At 71.5% G+C, this 15,198-nt stretch carries 10 protein-coding genes; 3 read left to right on the top strand and 7 right to left on the bottom strand.

Annotation, left to right across the window (positions count from 1 at the left end; all coding sequences use genetic code 11):
- Positions 1-20: 20 nt before the first annotated feature.
- A complete protein-coding gene (locus POL72_RS28785; RefSeq protein WP_272099110.1) occupies positions 21-1,661 on the bottom strand; it encodes a protein kinase domain-containing protein in 1,641 nt (546 codons plus the stop codon).
- Positions 1,662-1,835: 174 nt separating this feature from the next.
- Between POL72_RS28785 and POL72_RS28780 the strand changes: the two genes are divergently transcribed.
- Positions 1,836-3,092 carry a dicarboxylate/amino acid:cation symporter gene (locus POL72_RS28780; protein ID WP_272099108.1) on the top strand — a complete coding sequence of 419 codons (1,257 nt, stop codon included), beginning with the start codon at positions 1,836-1,838 and terminating at the stop codon, positions 3,090-3,092.
- A 114-nt stretch (positions 3,093-3,206) separates the two neighbouring features.
- On the opposite strand, the gene POL72_RS28775 is transcribed toward POL72_RS28780, so the two are convergent.
- The 5 genes from POL72_RS28775 to POL72_RS28755 all read right to left on the bottom strand — a co-directional run bounded on the left by POL72_RS28775 (position 3,207) and on the right by POL72_RS28755 (position 7,680).
- On the bottom strand, positions 3,207-3,521 hold the full coding sequence (locus POL72_RS28775) for a hypothetical protein (RefSeq protein ID WP_272099106.1): 315 nt from the start codon (positions 3,519-3,521) through the stop codon (positions 3,207-3,209).
- A gap of 342 nt (positions 3,522-3,863) precedes the next feature.
- Positions 3,864-4,181 carry a hypothetical protein gene (locus tag POL72_RS28770; protein WP_272099105.1) on the bottom strand — a complete coding sequence of 106 codons (318 nt, stop codon included), beginning with the start codon at positions 4,179-4,181 and terminating at the stop codon, positions 3,864-3,866.
- Positions 4,182-4,277: 96 nt separating this feature from the next.
- Positions 4,278-4,679: an SPW repeat domain-containing protein gene (locus POL72_RS28765; RefSeq protein ID WP_272099104.1), complete on the bottom strand. Its 402-nt coding sequence runs from the start codon at positions 4,677-4,679 to the stop codon at positions 4,278-4,280.
- Between the two features lie 270 nt (positions 4,680-4,949).
- Positions 4,950-5,984: a M23 family metallopeptidase gene (locus POL72_RS28760; protein WP_272099103.1), complete on the bottom strand. Its 1,035-nt coding sequence runs from the start codon at positions 5,982-5,984 to the stop codon at positions 4,950-4,952.
- A gap of 235 nt (positions 5,985-6,219) precedes the next feature.
- Positions 6,220-7,680, bottom strand: coding sequence for a DEAD/DEAH box helicase (locus POL72_RS28755; RefSeq protein WP_276597247.1), 1,461 nt, complete (start codon positions 7,678-7,680; stop codon positions 6,220-6,222).
- A 672-nt stretch (positions 7,681-8,352) separates the two neighbouring features.
- Here POL72_RS28755 and POL72_RS28750 point away from each other — a divergent pair.
- Together POL72_RS28750 and POL72_RS28745 are read left to right on the top strand one after the other, a co-directional pair.
- Positions 8,353-9,486: a phosphodiester glycosidase family protein gene (locus POL72_RS28750; protein WP_272099102.1), complete on the top strand. Its 1,134-nt coding sequence runs from the start codon at positions 8,353-8,355 to the stop codon at positions 9,484-9,486.
- Positions 9,487-9,984: 498 nt separating this feature from the next.
- A complete protein-coding gene (locus tag POL72_RS28745; protein WP_272099100.1) occupies positions 9,985-13,260 on the top strand; it encodes a UvrD-helicase domain-containing protein in 3,276 nt (1,091 codons plus the stop codon).
- Here POL72_RS28745 and POL72_RS28740 read toward each other — a convergent pair.
- Entirely contained in the window at positions 13,257-15,155 is a 1,899-nt protein-coding gene (locus tag POL72_RS28740) for a sel1 repeat family protein (RefSeq protein WP_272099098.1), read from the bottom strand. The genes POL72_RS28745 and POL72_RS28740 overlap by 4 nt on opposite strands.
- Positions 15,156-15,198: the final 43 nt, after the last annotated feature.

Below are 15,198 nucleotides of genomic sequence, written 5' to 3'. Positions count from 1 at the left end.
TGGGCGGCGCGGCCCCCACGTCAGCGCCGCCGCCGCTGTGGCTTGTTCACCGCGACCGCGGCCTCTTCCTCGGCCTGCTCCGCCGCGGAGCGCGCGGTGTCCGTCTCGACGCGCAGCTTGCCCCGGCGGTCCCCCTCCTCCGCCGCGCCGATGCGCTGGCGTGGGACCGCACCAGGGCGCCAGTCCTTCCCGATCGCCCTCGCCATGGCCACCTCGTGCCTGCGGCGATGCTGCTCGTGCCACCACCGCATCTGCTCGGCCTCCTCCGCCCAGTCGTCCTCGTGCGCGGTGAACGCGACGAGCGCGTGAATGCCGAGGCCGATGGCCCAGAGCAGCGGGACGATCGACACCCAGAACGCGACGCCGAGCAGGAAGCCGAGCGTGAGGAGCACCGCGTTGACAATGAGGTAAACGCCGAGGTGCCGGTAGAAATCGCGGCGCTTGCGCCGGAGCCACGTCGCGCGCTCGGCGGCGGTCGCCGCGCTCGACCTCCGCTCCACGTCGTCGCGCTCGCGCGCGCGGAGCGCGCGGCTCGCCTCGCGCAGCGCCTCGGGGGCCACGCCCACCTCCTCGGCCGCGGCGAGCAGGTCGTCGAAGCCGAGGCGCGCGTCGCCCCGCGGGGCGCGCGCATCGCCTCCGTCGGCGGCGGCCTGGCGCTCGATCGCCTGCGCGAGCACGTCGCGGACCTCCTCGGTCGAGAACCGCTGCGCCGCGGTCTCGCCGCCGCGAGGCGCCTCGCTCCCCTTCGCGCCGGGCGCCTGCGCGGACGTCGCCGACGTCGCGGCCGCGGCCGCGGCGGGCGCCTCACCCCTGCCGGCCGCCTCGAGGGCGCGCAGGAGCTCGTCCATCGACGCGAACCGATCGTCGGGGCGCTTCGACAGCGCGCGCAGCACGACCGCGCTCACCGCGGGCGGGACGGCGGCGGCGTCGAGCAGGGCGCGGTCGGCCTCGTCGGTAAGGATCGACGCGACGACGGCGAGCACGTCGCCGGCGCCGCGCCAGGGCAGCCTGCCGGTGAGGAGCTCGAAGGCGAGCACGCCCCACGCGAACTGGTCCGCGCGCCCGTCGAGCTCGGCGCCGCGGATTTGCTCCGGGGCCATGTAGACCGGCGTCCCGAGCTTGACGCCGAGCGCGGTCAGCGTCGGTAGCGCGGGGGCCTCGGTGGACGCGCTCGGATCGGCGTTTCCGGCGGCGCGGCGCGCGATGCCGAAGTCGAGCACCTTGATCACCCCGTCGTCCCGGACCATCACGTTCTCTGGCTTGATGTCCCGGTGGACGAGCCCCCGCCGGTGCGCCGCCGCGAGCGCGCGGGCGACGTCGGCGAGCCAGGCGACCCGCGTCGAGGCCGGCGCGCCGGCGTCGTCGATGGCGCTGCGCAGGGTGCGGCCCGGGACGAGCTCCATCACGATGAACGGCGTCCCATCGAGCTCACCCACGTCGAAGATCGAGACGGCGTTCGGGTGGTCGAGCGCTGCGGCGGCGCGCGCCTCGCGGAGCAGGCGCGCGCCTGCGTCCTCGTCCACGGCGCCGCCCGCGATCACCTTGACCGCGACGCGCCGCCCGAGCCGCGCGTCGTGCGCCCGGTAGACGCAGCCCATCCCCCCCTGCCCGATGGCGGCCTCGATCGTGTACCGCTCGAACGAATCGCCCGGCTTCAGCATTGCCGGCGGGGAGCCTAATGGATCCGCGCGGGCTTGGACAGGCAGCCCTTGGCCGGGAGCGGCGCGTGTGGAGGTCGATCCGCGGCCGCATGACGCCCCGTTGGCCGCGGAGGGCCCGGCGGCGTGGCGTCAACTCCACGGACCGCGGCGCCGCGGCTTGTGTAAGGTGGCGCCATGTCATCGCATCGAACGATGCTGCTCGGCGTCGCGGTCGGGGCAGCGGGCGGTCTCACGGCGAACGCCGTCGCGGCAGGGCACCCGACGCTCACCTGGATCGTCGATCACATCACCTACCCGGTGGGCCAGATCTTCCTGCGCCTGCTGTTCATGCTCGTGCTCCCGATCTTGTTCTCGGCGCTCGTCATGGGCGTCTGCGAGCTCGATCTGAAGCACGTCGGCCGGCTCGGCCTGCGGACGCTGGGCTACACGGCCGTCGTCTCGAGCATCGCGGTGCTGATCGGCCTCGTCCTGGTGAACCTGATCCGCCCGGGTGACGGCCTGCCCGAGGCGGTCCGGAGCCTCGCGCACGGCGGGGGGATCAAGGCGGCAACCGCGCCGGTCGACACCTCGCCGGTGGGGATGATCATCGCGATGGTGCCGGACAACATCTTCAAGGCGGCGGCAGGGGGCGACGTGCTCGCGGTGATCACGTTCTCGCTGCTCTTCGGCATCGGCCTGTCGCTCGCCCAGACCGACGCGGCGACGCGGCTCCGCGAGTGCATCCAGGGGCTGCTCGACGTCTCGATGCGGCTCATCGAGGGGGTGCTCCGGTTCGCGGCGATCGGCGTGGGAGCGCTGCTCTTCACGATCACGTCCCGCATGGGCATCGGCATCATGCAGCAGCTGGCGGCGTACGTGCTCACCGTGCTGCTCGGCCTCGGCCTGCACATGTTCGTGGTCTACTCGCTCTCGGTCCGATTCCTTGGCGGGATGTCGCCGGTCGCGTTCTTTCGTGGGAGCCGGACGGCGATCGTGACGGCGTTCTCGACCGCCTCGTCGAACGCTACGCTGCCTACCGCGCTGAAGGTGGCCGAGGAGGAGCTGAAGCTGCCGCCGTCCATCGCGCGCTTCGTGCTGACCGCCGGCGCCGCGATGAACCAGAACGGGACGGCGCTGTTCGAGGGGGTGACGGTGCTCTTCCTGGCGCAGGTCTACGGCGTCTCGCTGACCTTCGGGCAGCAGGCGACCGTGATGCTCATCTCGGTGCTCGGTGGGATCGGCACGGCGGGCATCCCTGCCGGCTCGCTGCCCGTCATCGCGATGATCCTGGGGATGCTCGGCATCCCGCCCGAGGGGCTCGGCCTGGTCCTCGGGGTGGATCGGTTCCTCGACATGTGCCGGACCGTGATCAACGTGGTGGGGGACCTGGCAGCAGCGGTGTTCGTGTCGCGGGATCAGCACCCGAAGCCGCAGCAAGCAGCCGGCGCGTGACCGGACGGGGCGAGCCCCCACACGCGGGGCCTCGCAGCGGAGGCTGGCGCCCCGCAGATCAGGAGCGCCCGCTCCCGACCATCGGGGTTGAGCCGCTCGCCAACGTTCCTTGGTTCAGGCCGCCATCCTCATGCCGGGCATCATCATGCCCATCATGTTCGGCATCATCATCGCGGGCATGATGCCGCCCATCATGTTCGGCATCATGCCCATCATGTTCGGCATCATGCCGCCCATCATGTTCGGCATCATGCCCATCATCGGCATCATGCCCATCATGTTCGGCATCATGCCCATCATATGCGGCATCATGCCGCCCATCATGTTGGGCATCATGCCCATCATATGCGGCATCATGCCGCCCATCATGTTCGGCATCATGCCCATCATCGGCATCATCGGCATCGCGCTCATCGGCATGTTCATCATGGCTCTCCCCTCGGTCAGTCGTTGCGGGAAGTGGAGTAACTCCCTGAGCGGATCGGAGCAATATTGAAGACTTGGAGCGCCGTGCTTTCCTCCACGGGAGCGGACAGGGCTCCGGACGGAGCGGATGGACGGCCGAACCGAACAGAGGAACATCCACGATAACGGCAGCCATCGCTGCCGCCCTGGCCGAACAGGGCCCCGTGAAGCGGGCGTGCTCAGGAGGGGAGTCACGGAGAGCAGGCGCCAGAAGGCCGTTCCATCGCGGTCGAGGTGCGTGTGGGAACGAGGCGCCACGCGCAGCCGTGGCGCGCAGGGACGCCCGATGGACGGTGCCTCCCTCCGTCACTCGATCGTGAACGCCGCTCCTGTCACGGGATCGCGCAGCAAGATCGGCACGTCCTCGCCGGCGCCCGTCAAGCGCGCTCGCGCCTCCTCGATCGCCTCGTCCACGGCTGCCTCCGCTGCCTCCTGTGCGGCCTCCCCTGCCCCCTCGCCGCCCGCGCCGAACTGGGCCGCCCGCTGGTCCTCCTCGGCCCGCTGCGCCCGCTCGCGGTTCGCCTCGGTATCGAGGGCGTCGGTCGTCTCGCCGACGGGCACCACCTTCACGAGGAAGTCACCCACCCGCAGGCTCATCGGATCCGGATTCTTCAGGTCGCTCACGGCGTCTGTCCTCCCGCCACGCATGAGCTTGCCGTAAATCCGGCCGATCCACCACCCCGGCCGCCGCGCCGATCGCGAGGCACGCGCGCGCGACCTTCAGGAGAATGACCGGTGCTCCGGCCGGTAACGAGCGCTCGCCGTCGTCGTGGCGTAGGAAGAACGGTAGTCCGTCGCGAGCCACACCAGGCCGACGGCCACGCCCGACACGAGATAGAAGCTCCTCGCCGCGGGCTCCTCGTCGAAGCCGAACAGCCACGGCGCCGCGACGAGGAGCACGGCGACCGTGGCCTCGATCGCTCCGTGGACAGGGAACGGGATGATCTTCGCGGCGCCCAGCGGGAACGCGGTGAGCAGCGTCATCGCGAGATGCGCGGCGCCGAGGACGTAGCAGAGCGTCTCGGGGAGCCCGCCGAAGCCGAACAGCGAAGGGGCCAGCAGGAACAGGGCCGCAACGGCATAGTCTACAAACCCATGAGCTCGAGGCGACAGCATCTTCATGACCGACTCCTTGCAAAATCGATGTCCGGATTGAGTGCCTTTGTCGGCCCGGAAATTTGCAAGGGGTATGCCGTCGAGAGGCTCGCGGAGAGAGGTTATCCTCCCCAGCGACCACGGCGGCCATTCGATCATCCATCGGCCAGGAAAGAACGATCAGCGGGCGTGCGCCTGGAGGCGCAGGCCGCTTCGACAGCCCGACCCGAGCCACGTTTCCGCCCGGAGGGCCTCAGCCATGCTCGCTGTTCGTGTGGCAGATTGCCCCGCCATGCGTCACTTCGCGGCGGAGATCAGGAGCTCGGGATCGACGCGTGTCTCGAAGAGATTCATGCGCCAGTCGAGGTGAGGCCCGTTCGTGCGGCCGGTCATCCCGACGGTCCCGATGACCTGACCCTGCTTGACCTCGTCGTTCACCTTCGCCGCGAAGCCGTGCAGATGGATGAACGTGGAGGTCAGTCCCTGCCCGTGATCGATGATCATGGTGTGACCGCTCAGCGGGAGGTCCTTCTCGACGAGCACGACCTTGCCACAGGCAGGCGCGCGCACCGGGGTCCCGACGGGCACCGCGATGTCCACGCCCCAGTGGATACCTCCGTCCGTGCCGTTGAGCAGGCGCGGCTGGCCGTACCGCGAGGTGATGGGGCCCTTCGACGGCCAGATGAAGCCGTTCTTGTAGCAGTTCCTCTTCGTGTACTTGTTCCGGACCGCGTCGAGCTTCTTCTCGGCCTGCGTGAGCTTCACGCGTGTCGCCATGTCGAGCTTGACCATGTTCTCCGGCAGGTGGTCGACCTTGTCGACCTCGAACTTGCGAGGCTCCACGTCGAAGAGCTTCTCCAGCACCTGCCCGTCGTCGAACGTGATGGTCAGCTTCTCCTGCGCTGGCGCGTTGCGCGAGAAGGCGATCAGGAACTCCCCCTCGTCGCTGACGGTCACGCGGTGGCCGGGGAACGCCATGCGGCGCAGCTTGCCGTTCAGCTTGGCGCGCAGGAGCCCTCCCTGGACGGCACGCCCTTCCACCGAAAGGCGGCTGTCGTCGGCCGCGGGCGGCCCGGCGTCGGCCGCGGGGGGCCCGGCGTCGGCCGCCGCCGCGCTCGCCGCGGCGTCGGCGGTGTCGGCCGCCGCGGGGGCGGCGCTGGCGTCGGGCGCCTCGGCCGGCGCGCTGCTCGCGGAAGCAGGCGGGGCGGCGGAGGCAACGGGCGCCGGATCGGCGGAGGCTTGGGCGCCCGTGGTGGACGAGCTCGAAGAAGGAGCACCGCGATCGCAGGCAGCGATCGTGAGCAGGCTTACAACGATGACGGGGACGCGCATGACGGCGATCGTGCCAGAGTTTCCGCGCATCGACGAGATAATGTCGAAGCGCGTCATGCAGGCATGTACCGGTCGCAAACGACCCGTGCGCCTTGCAGACGACGTGCGCGCCTCGGCGCGGCACCCTCACCCTCGTTGGCGCGTGACGAGCGCCACGAGCACCGGGCCGCGACGCCGCGCGCATCAGACGATGCGCGGCGTGATGGATCGAGCGCGGCGGGCAGCGCGGTGAGGATCAGTTCTCGAAGCGAGGGGTGTCGTGCCGCGGCTGCGGCCGCACCGGGGGCTGCGCCTGCGCGGAAGGCTGCGCCTGCGGCCGAGCTTGCCCCTGCGGGTGCGGGCGGCCCTGTCCCTGCGGCCGAGCTTGCCCCTGGGGCCGAGCTTGCCCCTGCGGGTGCGGGCGGCCCTGTCCCTGCGGCCGAGCTTGCCCCTGGGGGCGACCCTGTCCCTGGGGCCGAGCTTGCCCCTGCGGGTGGGGACGGCCCTGTCCCTGCGGCCGGCCCTGCGCCTGCGGCCGAGCTTGCCCGTGCGATTGCGATGCGGGCCTGGGATCGATCTGGAAGACCGGAACCCCGGGGTCCGCGAGGAGCGGGAGGCGCTTCTGGATGAGGCGCTCGATGTCGGCGAGATAGGCGCGCTCCTCGCTGTCGCAGAAGGAGAGCGCCACCCCGGACGCCCCGGCGCGCGCCGTGCGGCCGATGCGGTGCACGTAGCTCTCCGGGATGTTCGGGAGGTCGTAGTTGATCACGTGCGAGATGTCGTCGATGTCGATGCCGCGCGCCGCGATGTCGGTCGCGACGAGCACGCTCGTCGTCCCCTGCTTGAAGCTCGCGAGCGCCCGCTCGCGCGCGCCCTGGGACTTGTTCCCGTGGATGGCGACCGCCTCGATGCGCGCACGGCTGAGCTGCTGGACCACGCGGTTGGCGCCGTGCTTGGTGCGGGTGAACACGATGGCCCGGCGGAGCGCGGGATCCTTGAGCACGTGCTCCAGCATCGCGCGCTTGTCGCCGCGCTCGACGAAGACCACCCGCTGGTCGATGTTCTCGGCCGTCGTGGCGATCCGCGCGACCTCGACGCGCACCGGGCTGCGCAGGATGCTGTTCGCGAGCTTCAGGATGTCCGGCGGCATCGTGGCCGAGAACAGGAGCGTCTGCCGGCGCTCGGGCAGCATCGCGAGCACGCGCCGGATGTCGTGGATGAACCCCATGTCCAGCATCCGATCGGCCTCGTCGAGGACGAGCGTATCGAGCCGACCGAACGGGGCGATGCCCTGCGAGCAGAGATCGAGCAGCCGGCCCGGCGTCGCGACGAGCACGTCGACGCCGCGGCGCAGCGCCTCCATCTGGGGGCGCTGCCCCACCCCGCCGAAGACGACCGCGGTCCGCAGGCCGAGGTTCTTGCCGTACGTGGTGAAGCTCTCGGCGACCTGCGCCGCGAGCTCGCGCGTCGGGGTGAGCACGAGCACGCGGAGCCCGCCCTGCTTCGACCCGCCGCTCTGCGCGAGGCGCTGCAGGATCGGCAGCGCGAACGCGGCGGTCTTGCCCGTGCCGGTCTGCGCGCAGCCGAGGAGGTCGTTGCCCTCGAGAATGGGCGGGATGGCCTGCTGCTGGATGGGCGTCGGGGCGCTGTACCCCTCGGCCTCGATGGCGCGGAGCAGCGGTTCGATGAGCTTGAGATCGGCAAATTGCATGGACATCGGGCTGGAGGACAGCCCCTCCTGAGCAAGGGCGGAAGGTACGCCGCGGCACCGCGCCCTCCTTGTGGAGAGGGTTCGATCACGGAGAGCTGCCGCCTCGCGCCCCTTGAACGGAGGCTGCGAGGACCAATGACAGCGACCGAGCACCGCGACCCGTGCCAGGTCAGTCCGAGGCCGCGACTCTAGTACGGCGTGGTGAGGAAGTCGAGCAGCGACCGCGAGCCAACAGCGAGCCGTCACGCGTTGCTCACGTCGCTCGTCGTTCGGCTTCGGGTTTCGGCTTTGCCTTGGCCGCTTCGCGCTTCCCGCTGCGGTTACCCGCTACGACGCCGCCCGAGCCGCGATCCCATCGCTCCGCTCGCGGTGCGCGGAGCGGGGTCCGCGCGCGCGGCGCACCGTGCTAGACCGTCGCCCGAGCGGAGGGCCTGCTTCTCGCGCGCTCGCGCTCGTGGCTCGCGCCGCATCCGCCCGCGACTTCCAGCGTCTTCCCGCTCCTTCGAAGCAGTGCAGCACGCCATGGCCGAAACCGCCGAAGCCTCGAAAACGCCGGCTCGGGTCGGGCACTCCGCTCCGGAGCGCCCCGGCCTTCGGTTGCCCCGATCCCGGCTGCGGCGCTGGGCTCTCGGTGCCGTCGCCGTCCCGGTGCTCTCCGGCGCCGGCTTGTGGATCGCGGTGCACCGCATTCCATGGATGGGCCCGCTCGTCGCGAACGGGCTGCGCTCGGTGATCGGGGCCGAGAACGTGACAGCGCTCGAGGAGACGGCGTACGCGCTGGAGGATCGCGTCCAGCGGTTCTGGCGCAAGGACGAGCCGCCGAAGACGTACTGGGAGGTGCCCGAGCAACCGGTTCCTGCCACGACGGCGTCACCGCCTCCGGCGGCGACGCCGGGCTCGGCGGCGGGGGGCGCCGGCGCGGCGGCGTTCCGGCCGACGGACGTCGGCCCCGCGCACGCGGCCTGGTCGGCCCCCGGCGACGGGCGGTGGGTGCCCATCGCGGATCGCGTCCATCCGGGCGACGCGCCGCGCCTCTACAAGACGCTGCTCCACCCGGATCCGAACCGCTCCTGGGCGGAGCTGTTCATCGTGGCGGTGGATCTCGCGAGGGTCGATGTGCACCTCATGGCCGGCTCCCGCGAGCCGGCGGCGACGACCGAGGAGGGCAAGCCCTACGAGCGGCCCGCGAAGATCCCGGAGGCGGACCACGAGCGGCTGCTCGCGGCGTTCAACGGCGGCTTCATGACCGAGCACGGCCAGTGGGGGATGCGGGTCGACGGCGTGACGCTTGTGCGCCCCCGGGACCAGGGCTGCACGCTCGCGCGGCGCCGCGACGGGCGGATGCAGATCGCGCCGTGGACAAGGCTTTCGACGGAGGAGAGCGACATGCAGTGGTGGCGGCAGACGCCGAGCTGCATGGTCGACGAGGGCGAGTTGCACCCGCTGCTCCGCGCGCCGCAGGTCCGCAACTGGGGCGCCACGCTGGACGGCAACACGGTGATCCGCCGCTCCGCGGTGGGGCTCGACCGCGACGGCAAGGTCCTCTACGTCGGGATCAGCAATCACACGACGGCGCCCGCCATCGCGCTCGGGATGCAGCACGCCGGCGCCTCGACGGTGGCGCAGCTCGACGTGAACTGGTCGTACCCGAAGTTCCTTCTCTACGAGCCCGGTGAGGGCGGCGCCCTCGCGCCGGTCGCGCTGGCGAGCGGCTTCGAGTTCTCGGAAGACGAGTACATCCGCAAGCGCTCCCTGCGCGATTTCTTCTACCTGACCCGCAAGACCCCGGCGCCCTCGACCGCCACCCCGTGACGCCTCGCTGCGGCCGGCGGTCCCCTCCGGACCGGGTCGCGCGCCCACGCGTGTAGGCTCGGATCGAGCCGCCGTCGAAGGCTTGCGGACGCCTGCCAGCCCGACCGCTGCGAGCGGCGCGGCGGCTGCCGGCGCCGGTCGGTCCTCGCCGTGCGGCCTCGTGCGGCGCCTGCGGCGCGGTCGGCCCTCACGGCGTGAACGTGTCGTCCAGGCGAGCCCGTTGAATCGCATTGCACCGAGCGGACGCGTTTTGCCACACGAGCGCGCCCGTTGAGCCGCATTGCATCGAGCGGACGCGTTTTGCCACACGAGCGCGCCCGTTGAACCGCATTGCATCGAACGAGCACATTTTGTCACAGGACTGCGACTCTCACGCATCGCAGCGCATTGCAGTCAGCTCACCTCAATTTCCAACCCGATTTCATCGAGTCTGCCGTTATCCGCGATTGACAGCGCGAGGGAGCTCGATAGGTAAACGACACCTCACGGCGGAACACCATGCGTTTTTATGCAGACCTCCATGTGCACTCGAAGTACTCCCGCGCGACGAGCAGCGATTGCGACCTCGCGCATCTGAGCTACTGGGCTCAGCGCAAGGGCATCACGGTGCTGGGCACGGGGGACTTCACCCATCCAGCGTGGATGGCCGAGCTCCGCGAGCACCTCGTGCCCGCCGAGCCCGGGCTCTTCCGCCTGCGGGACGATCTCGGCCGCGCGGTCTCCGAGCGGCTCCCCGGGGCCTGCCGCGGAGCGACGCGCTTCGTCCTCTCGGTGGAGATCTCGACGATCTACAAGAAGGGAGATCGGACGCGGAAGATCCATCACCTCCTCTACGCGCCAAGCTTCGACGCGGCGGAGCGCATCGCCCGCGCGCTCGCCAAGATCGGCAACCTGACCGCCGACGGGCGGCCCATCCTGGGGCTCGATTCGCGCCACCTGCTCGAGATCGTGCTGGAGGCCGGCGAGAGCTCCTACCTCGTACCGGCGCACATCTGGACTCCCTGGTTCTCGGTGCTGGGCTCCAAGGCGGGCTTCGACGCGGTCGAGGAGTGTTATGGCGATCTCGCGCCGCACATCTTCGCGCTCGAGACCGGGCTCTCGTCCGATCCTGCGATGAACTGGCGGATCTCCGGGCTCGATCGGTACCGGCTCGTCTCGAGCTCGGACGCGCACTCGCCCGCGAAGCTCGGGCGCGAGGCCACGGCCTTCGACGCCCCGCTCGACTACTTCGCGATCCGGCGCGCCCTGGAGACCGGTCAGGGCTTCGGGGGCACGGTGGAGTTCTTCCCGGAAGAGGGCAAATACCACCTCGACGGCCACCGCAAATGCAATGTCGTGCTCTCGCCGGCGGAGACGCGGGCGCTCTCCCTCGCCTGCCCCGTGTGCGGGCACCCCGTCACGGTGGGCGTGCTGCACCGGGTCGAGGAGCTCGCCGATCGCGACGAGGGCGTGCGCCCCGAGGGCGCGAGCGAGTTTCGCAACCTGGTGCCGCTGCCCGAGGTGCTGGCCGAGCTCCACGGCGTGGGCGCCTCCAGCAAGGTGGTGCAGCGGAGCTACGACGGGGTGCTGTCGCGCGTCGGCCCCGAGCTGTTCCTCCTCGGCGACGCCCCGCTCGACGAGATCGAGCGCGCCGGCACGCCCCTGCTCGCCGAGGCGATCGCGCGCATGCGCGAAGGGCGCGTGATCCGCGACGCGGGCTACGACGGCGAGTACGGCGCGATCCGGGTCTTCCAGCAGGAGGAGCTCGCGCAGCGCCGCGGGGGCGGGCTCCTCTTCCAGCCGGAGGCCGCGGCGCCGAAGCCGCCTCCCTCGGGGGCGCGCGCTCCTGCGGCGTCACGCCCCCCTCCGCGCCGCGGCCGCGCCGACGCGGAGCCTCGCCCGGCGCCGGCCGGCGAGGTGTCGCCGGCCGGCGAGGTGTCCCGCGGCGCGCCGCCTGCGCCGGGCGGCGCAGCGCCGCTCGAAGCGCTCGACCCGGAGCAGCGGGCCGCGGCGGAGATCACGGACGGCGCGCTGCTCCTCCTCGCAGGGCCAGGCACGGGCAAGACCCGCACGCTCACGCACCGGATCGCGCACCTCGTCCTCGATCTCGGGGTCCCGCCGGAGCAGTGCCTCGCGATCACCTTCACCCGCCGCGCCGCCGACGAGCTGCGGGAGCGGCTCGGCGCGCTGCTCGGCGAGGCCGGCGGCCGCGTGCCCGCCATGACCTTCCACGCTCTCGGCCTCTCCCTGCTCCGCGAGCACGCGCAGGGCGCGGGGGTCGCGCCGCCCGCGATCGCCGGCGAGCGCGAGCGGACGGCGCTGCTCGCCGCGGCGCTCGGCGTCTCGGACCGGCGGGCGGCCAGGTTGCTCGCCGACATCGCCGCGCTGAAACGGCGTTACCCGCGTCACGCCGACGCGCGCGGGGCGCTGGCCTCCGGCGAGATCGACCGCCACGTCGATCGCGCGTGGAAGGTGTACGAGGACGAGCTCGCCGCGCGCGGGCTCCTCGACCTCGACGACCTGATCGGGCACGCCGTCCTGCTCCTGGAGGAGCAGAGCGGAGCGCTCGCCGCGGCGCGCGAGCGCGCCCGGTATCTCTCCATCGACGAGTACCAGGACATCGACGAGCGCCAGTACCGGCTGGTACGGGCGCTCGTCGCTCCCGGCGGGAACGTCTGCGCCATCGGCGATCCCGATCAGGCGATCTACGGATTCCGCGGCGCGGACGTGGGCTTCTTCTTCCGTTTCCAGCAAGATTTCCCGGCGGCGCGCGTGGTGCGCTTGAAGCGGAACTACCGCTCGTCGCGCCCCATCGTTGAGGCGGCGCTCCAGGTGATCGCGCCCTCACCGACGCTCGGCGCGCGGGAGCTCCTGCCGAGCGCGGGCGGTGTGGAGCTCGTGGCGGTCCACGAGTCGCCGACGGAAGCCGCCGAAGCCGAGCGCGTGGTCCACACGATCGAGCGGATGCTCGGCGGGTCCACGTTTTTCTCGATGGATAGCGGGCGGGTGGGTGATCCTGCCGGGAGCGGCGAGTATTCCTTCTCGGATTTCGCGGTCCTCTACCGGACCGAGGTGCAGTCCGAGCGGCTCCGGGAGGCGCTCGCCCGCTCGGGGATGCCGTTCCAGCGGCGGTCGGATCGCCGCCTCGCCGAGCGCGCGGGCTCGGAGGCGCTCGCGCGGGCAGTCGCCGGCACCCCGCCGGGGCCGCTCGCGGCGCGCCTCAAGGCGGCCGCGGCGCGCCTCCGCGAGGAGGTCGCGCAGCCCGGGCTCGCGGGCGCTCCGCCCGCCGCGGTCGCGGCCGAGGAGGGCGCGGCGTTCCTCGGCGAGGCCGACGTGGACGCGGCGCTGGAGCTGCACCTCGCGCTCGCGGAGCGCTGCGGCGGCGACCTCGATCGCTTCTTGATCGAGCTCGCGGTGTGCGCCGAGATCGACGCGTGGGATCCGCGGGCCGACCGCATCTCGCTGCTGACGCTCCACGCGGCCAAGGGGCTCGAGTTCCGGGTGGTCTTCCTCGTGGGGTGCGAGGACGGCCTGCTCCCGCTCCGCTTCCCCGGCAGGGACGAGACGGACGTCGCCGAGGAGCGCCGGCTCTTTTATGTGGGCATGACGCGGGCGCGAGAGCGGTTGTTCCTCACCCGCGCCATGCAACGCGCGCGGCACGGCAAGGTGGTTGAGACCGAGGTATCGCCGTTCGTGCGCGAGGTGGAGGAGCGCCTGCTCCAGCGGGCCGGCCCGTCGCCCGAGGCGCAGAGGGGCTCACGCGCCGGGGCCGATCGTCAGATGAAGCTCTTTTAACGTGATGTGCCGCCGAGCCGCTTCTGGGCCGCGCATGCCGCCTTGTCCTGCGTCCGCGCGCACTGGTCTGCATAGAAGGTCCGAGCCCGCGCCTTGTCCTTGAGCTCCAGGAGCGGGCCGAACGCTTCACACGCCCTCTTCTCGCCCCACTGCGTACAGGCCTTCTCGTAGAGCGCGTAGGCCCGCTCCGGATCGGCGGTCACGCCGTCGCCGCGCTGCCAGATCTCCGCGGCCCGCAGGCAGCCGCCCGTGCCACACACCTTCTCGTAGAGCGCCGCCGCGCGCGCCATGTCCTTCGGAATGCCGTTCCCCTTCTCGTACATCCCGGCGAGGCTCAAGCACGCCTCGGCCCCGAACCCCTTCTCCGGACAGCCCTTCTCGAAGAACGCATACGCCTTCGCGACGTCCTTCGGAACGCCGTCGCCCTGCGCGTAGACCGCGCCGGCGGCGTTGCAAGAGCGCATGTCCCCCAGGCTGCAACCTCTGCTGTATGCCGCGATCGCCTTCACCCCGTCCTTCGGCGCGCCTTGCCCCTTGCGCAGGATGTCCCCGAGATCGACGCAGTCCTCGGACTGGCCGCCCTCGCACGCGCGCTGGAGCACGCCCACGGCGACCCCGACGTCCTTCGCCGCGAGCTTCCCCTCGACCAGCATCTTGCCCAGCGCGCTGCAGCTCGGCCCGTGCCCGAGATCGCAGCCGCGCCGGAGGAACGCGACGGCGCGCGTCGGGTCCTTCGGGAGGACCGCCTGCGGGCCTTCGCTGAGGTACCACTCGGCCACGCTGAAGCACGCCCAGCCGTCGCCCATCTCGCACGCCTTGTCGGCGAACTCTCGCACCTTGGCCCGCCCCGCGGCGTCCGGGGGGACCTTGGCGCTCTTCATGTCCCGCAGGAGCTGCTTCGCCCTCGCGTAGCAGGCCTGCGTGACGCCGGCGCCGCACGCCTTCTCGAACAGCTCCGCCGCCCTCGCGTCATCGCGCGGAAAATCCTTGCCGCCCAGGTGCTGAATCCCGAGGTGATAGCAGCTGCCGACATCGCCCTTCCCGCACTCCGCCGCGCAGGCTCTCGCGTCGGTGGGCTCGCACAGGTGCGCGGGCGTGAGCGCAGGCGGGGAGCACTTCGCCCCGCTCAGCACCGTCCCGAGCGGGCACGGGCTCGGCAGCTTCGGGAACTCGTCTTCTGCCTGCTTCACTGGAGCCTCGGCCGCCGCCGCCTTCTTCGTGAGCAGCGGGACGAGCTCCAGGCGCAGCGGCGCATGGCAGCGCTCCGTCGGCGCCTGCGCGTCGGGCCTCGCGGCCCGGCAGGCGTCGAGCTCCCCTTCCTTGCTCGTGGTGCCGCCCTGGCTCGCCGCCGCGGCCGCCCCGACCGCCGTGAAGACCTGATCCACCGTCCGCGCCGCGCCCCGGCTGCCTTGCGCCATCGCGAAGGCCCCGAGGAGCGCGGCGCGCACGAAGTGCGTGGCGCCCTCGCAGCTGCCCGAGAGATCCTGCGCAGAGGAGGAGGCCACCGTGGTCGCCATCTTCCCCGTCGGCACGAGCGCCACGTCGATCGCGGCCGAGCCGCCGCCCTCGATCGCGGTGCTCAGCGCCGGGGCCCCGAAGGGCACGTTCGCCTGCATCTCCGCAGGGTTTGTTAATTGTATTACTTTTTCTGCCCGGGTCACGCCAGCGAAGGAGTAGCTCCCTGGGAGCTTGCACTGCGCGAGCAGCTTCAGCGTCGTGCAGTCGTAGGAGACGACGGCGATGCCGTCTTTCATCGCGAGCCCGAGATCGGAGCGGCGTGTCGTGAGCCAGTCGACGATGAGCGGCTCGGCGTGGCCGATGGCTGGACACCCGCCGCTGGTCGTGCTGGCGGTGCTCTCCGGCGAGACAGTGGGCCGGGGAGGATGCACGACCACCTCGGGTTCCAGGCCCGGTCCACAGGCCATCGCTCCGAGCGAG

Origin of the sequence: Sorangium aterium, assembly GCF_028368935.1 — a bacterium.
GTDB classification, from domain to species: domain Bacteria; phylum Myxococcota_A; class Polyangia; order Polyangiales; family Polyangiaceae; genus Sorangium; species Sorangium atrum.
This window is presented reverse-complemented; position numbering and strand designations above follow the sequence as displayed.

Bases quoted from the DNA above. Each gene is read 5' to 3' on its own strand.
- POL72_RS28780 (WP_272099108.1), top strand. From the start codon at position 1,836: ATGTCATCGCATCGAACGATGCTGCTCGGCGTCGCGGTCGGGGCAGCG.
- POL72_RS28755 (WP_276597247.1), bottom strand. From the start codon at position 7,680: ATGTCCATGCAATTTGCCGATCTCAAGCTCATCGAACCGCTGCTCCGC.
- POL72_RS28775 (WP_272099106.1), bottom strand. From the start codon at position 3,521: ATGATGAACATGCCGATGAGCGCGATGCCGATGATGCCGATGATGGGC.
- POL72_RS28745 (WP_272099100.1), top strand. From the start codon at position 9,985: ATGCGTTTTTATGCAGACCTCCATGTGCACTCGAAGTACTCCCGCGCG.
- POL72_RS28785 (WP_272099110.1), bottom strand. From the start codon at position 1,661: ATGCTGAAGCCGGGCGATTCGTTCGAGCGGTACACGATCGAGGCCGCC.
- POL72_RS28765 (WP_272099104.1), bottom strand. From the start codon at position 4,679: ATGAAGATGCTGTCGCCTCGAGCTCATGGGTTTGTAGACTATGCCGTT.
- POL72_RS28760 (WP_272099103.1), bottom strand. From the start codon at position 5,984: ATGCGCGTCCCCGTCATCGTTGTAAGCCTGCTCACGATCGCTGCCTGC.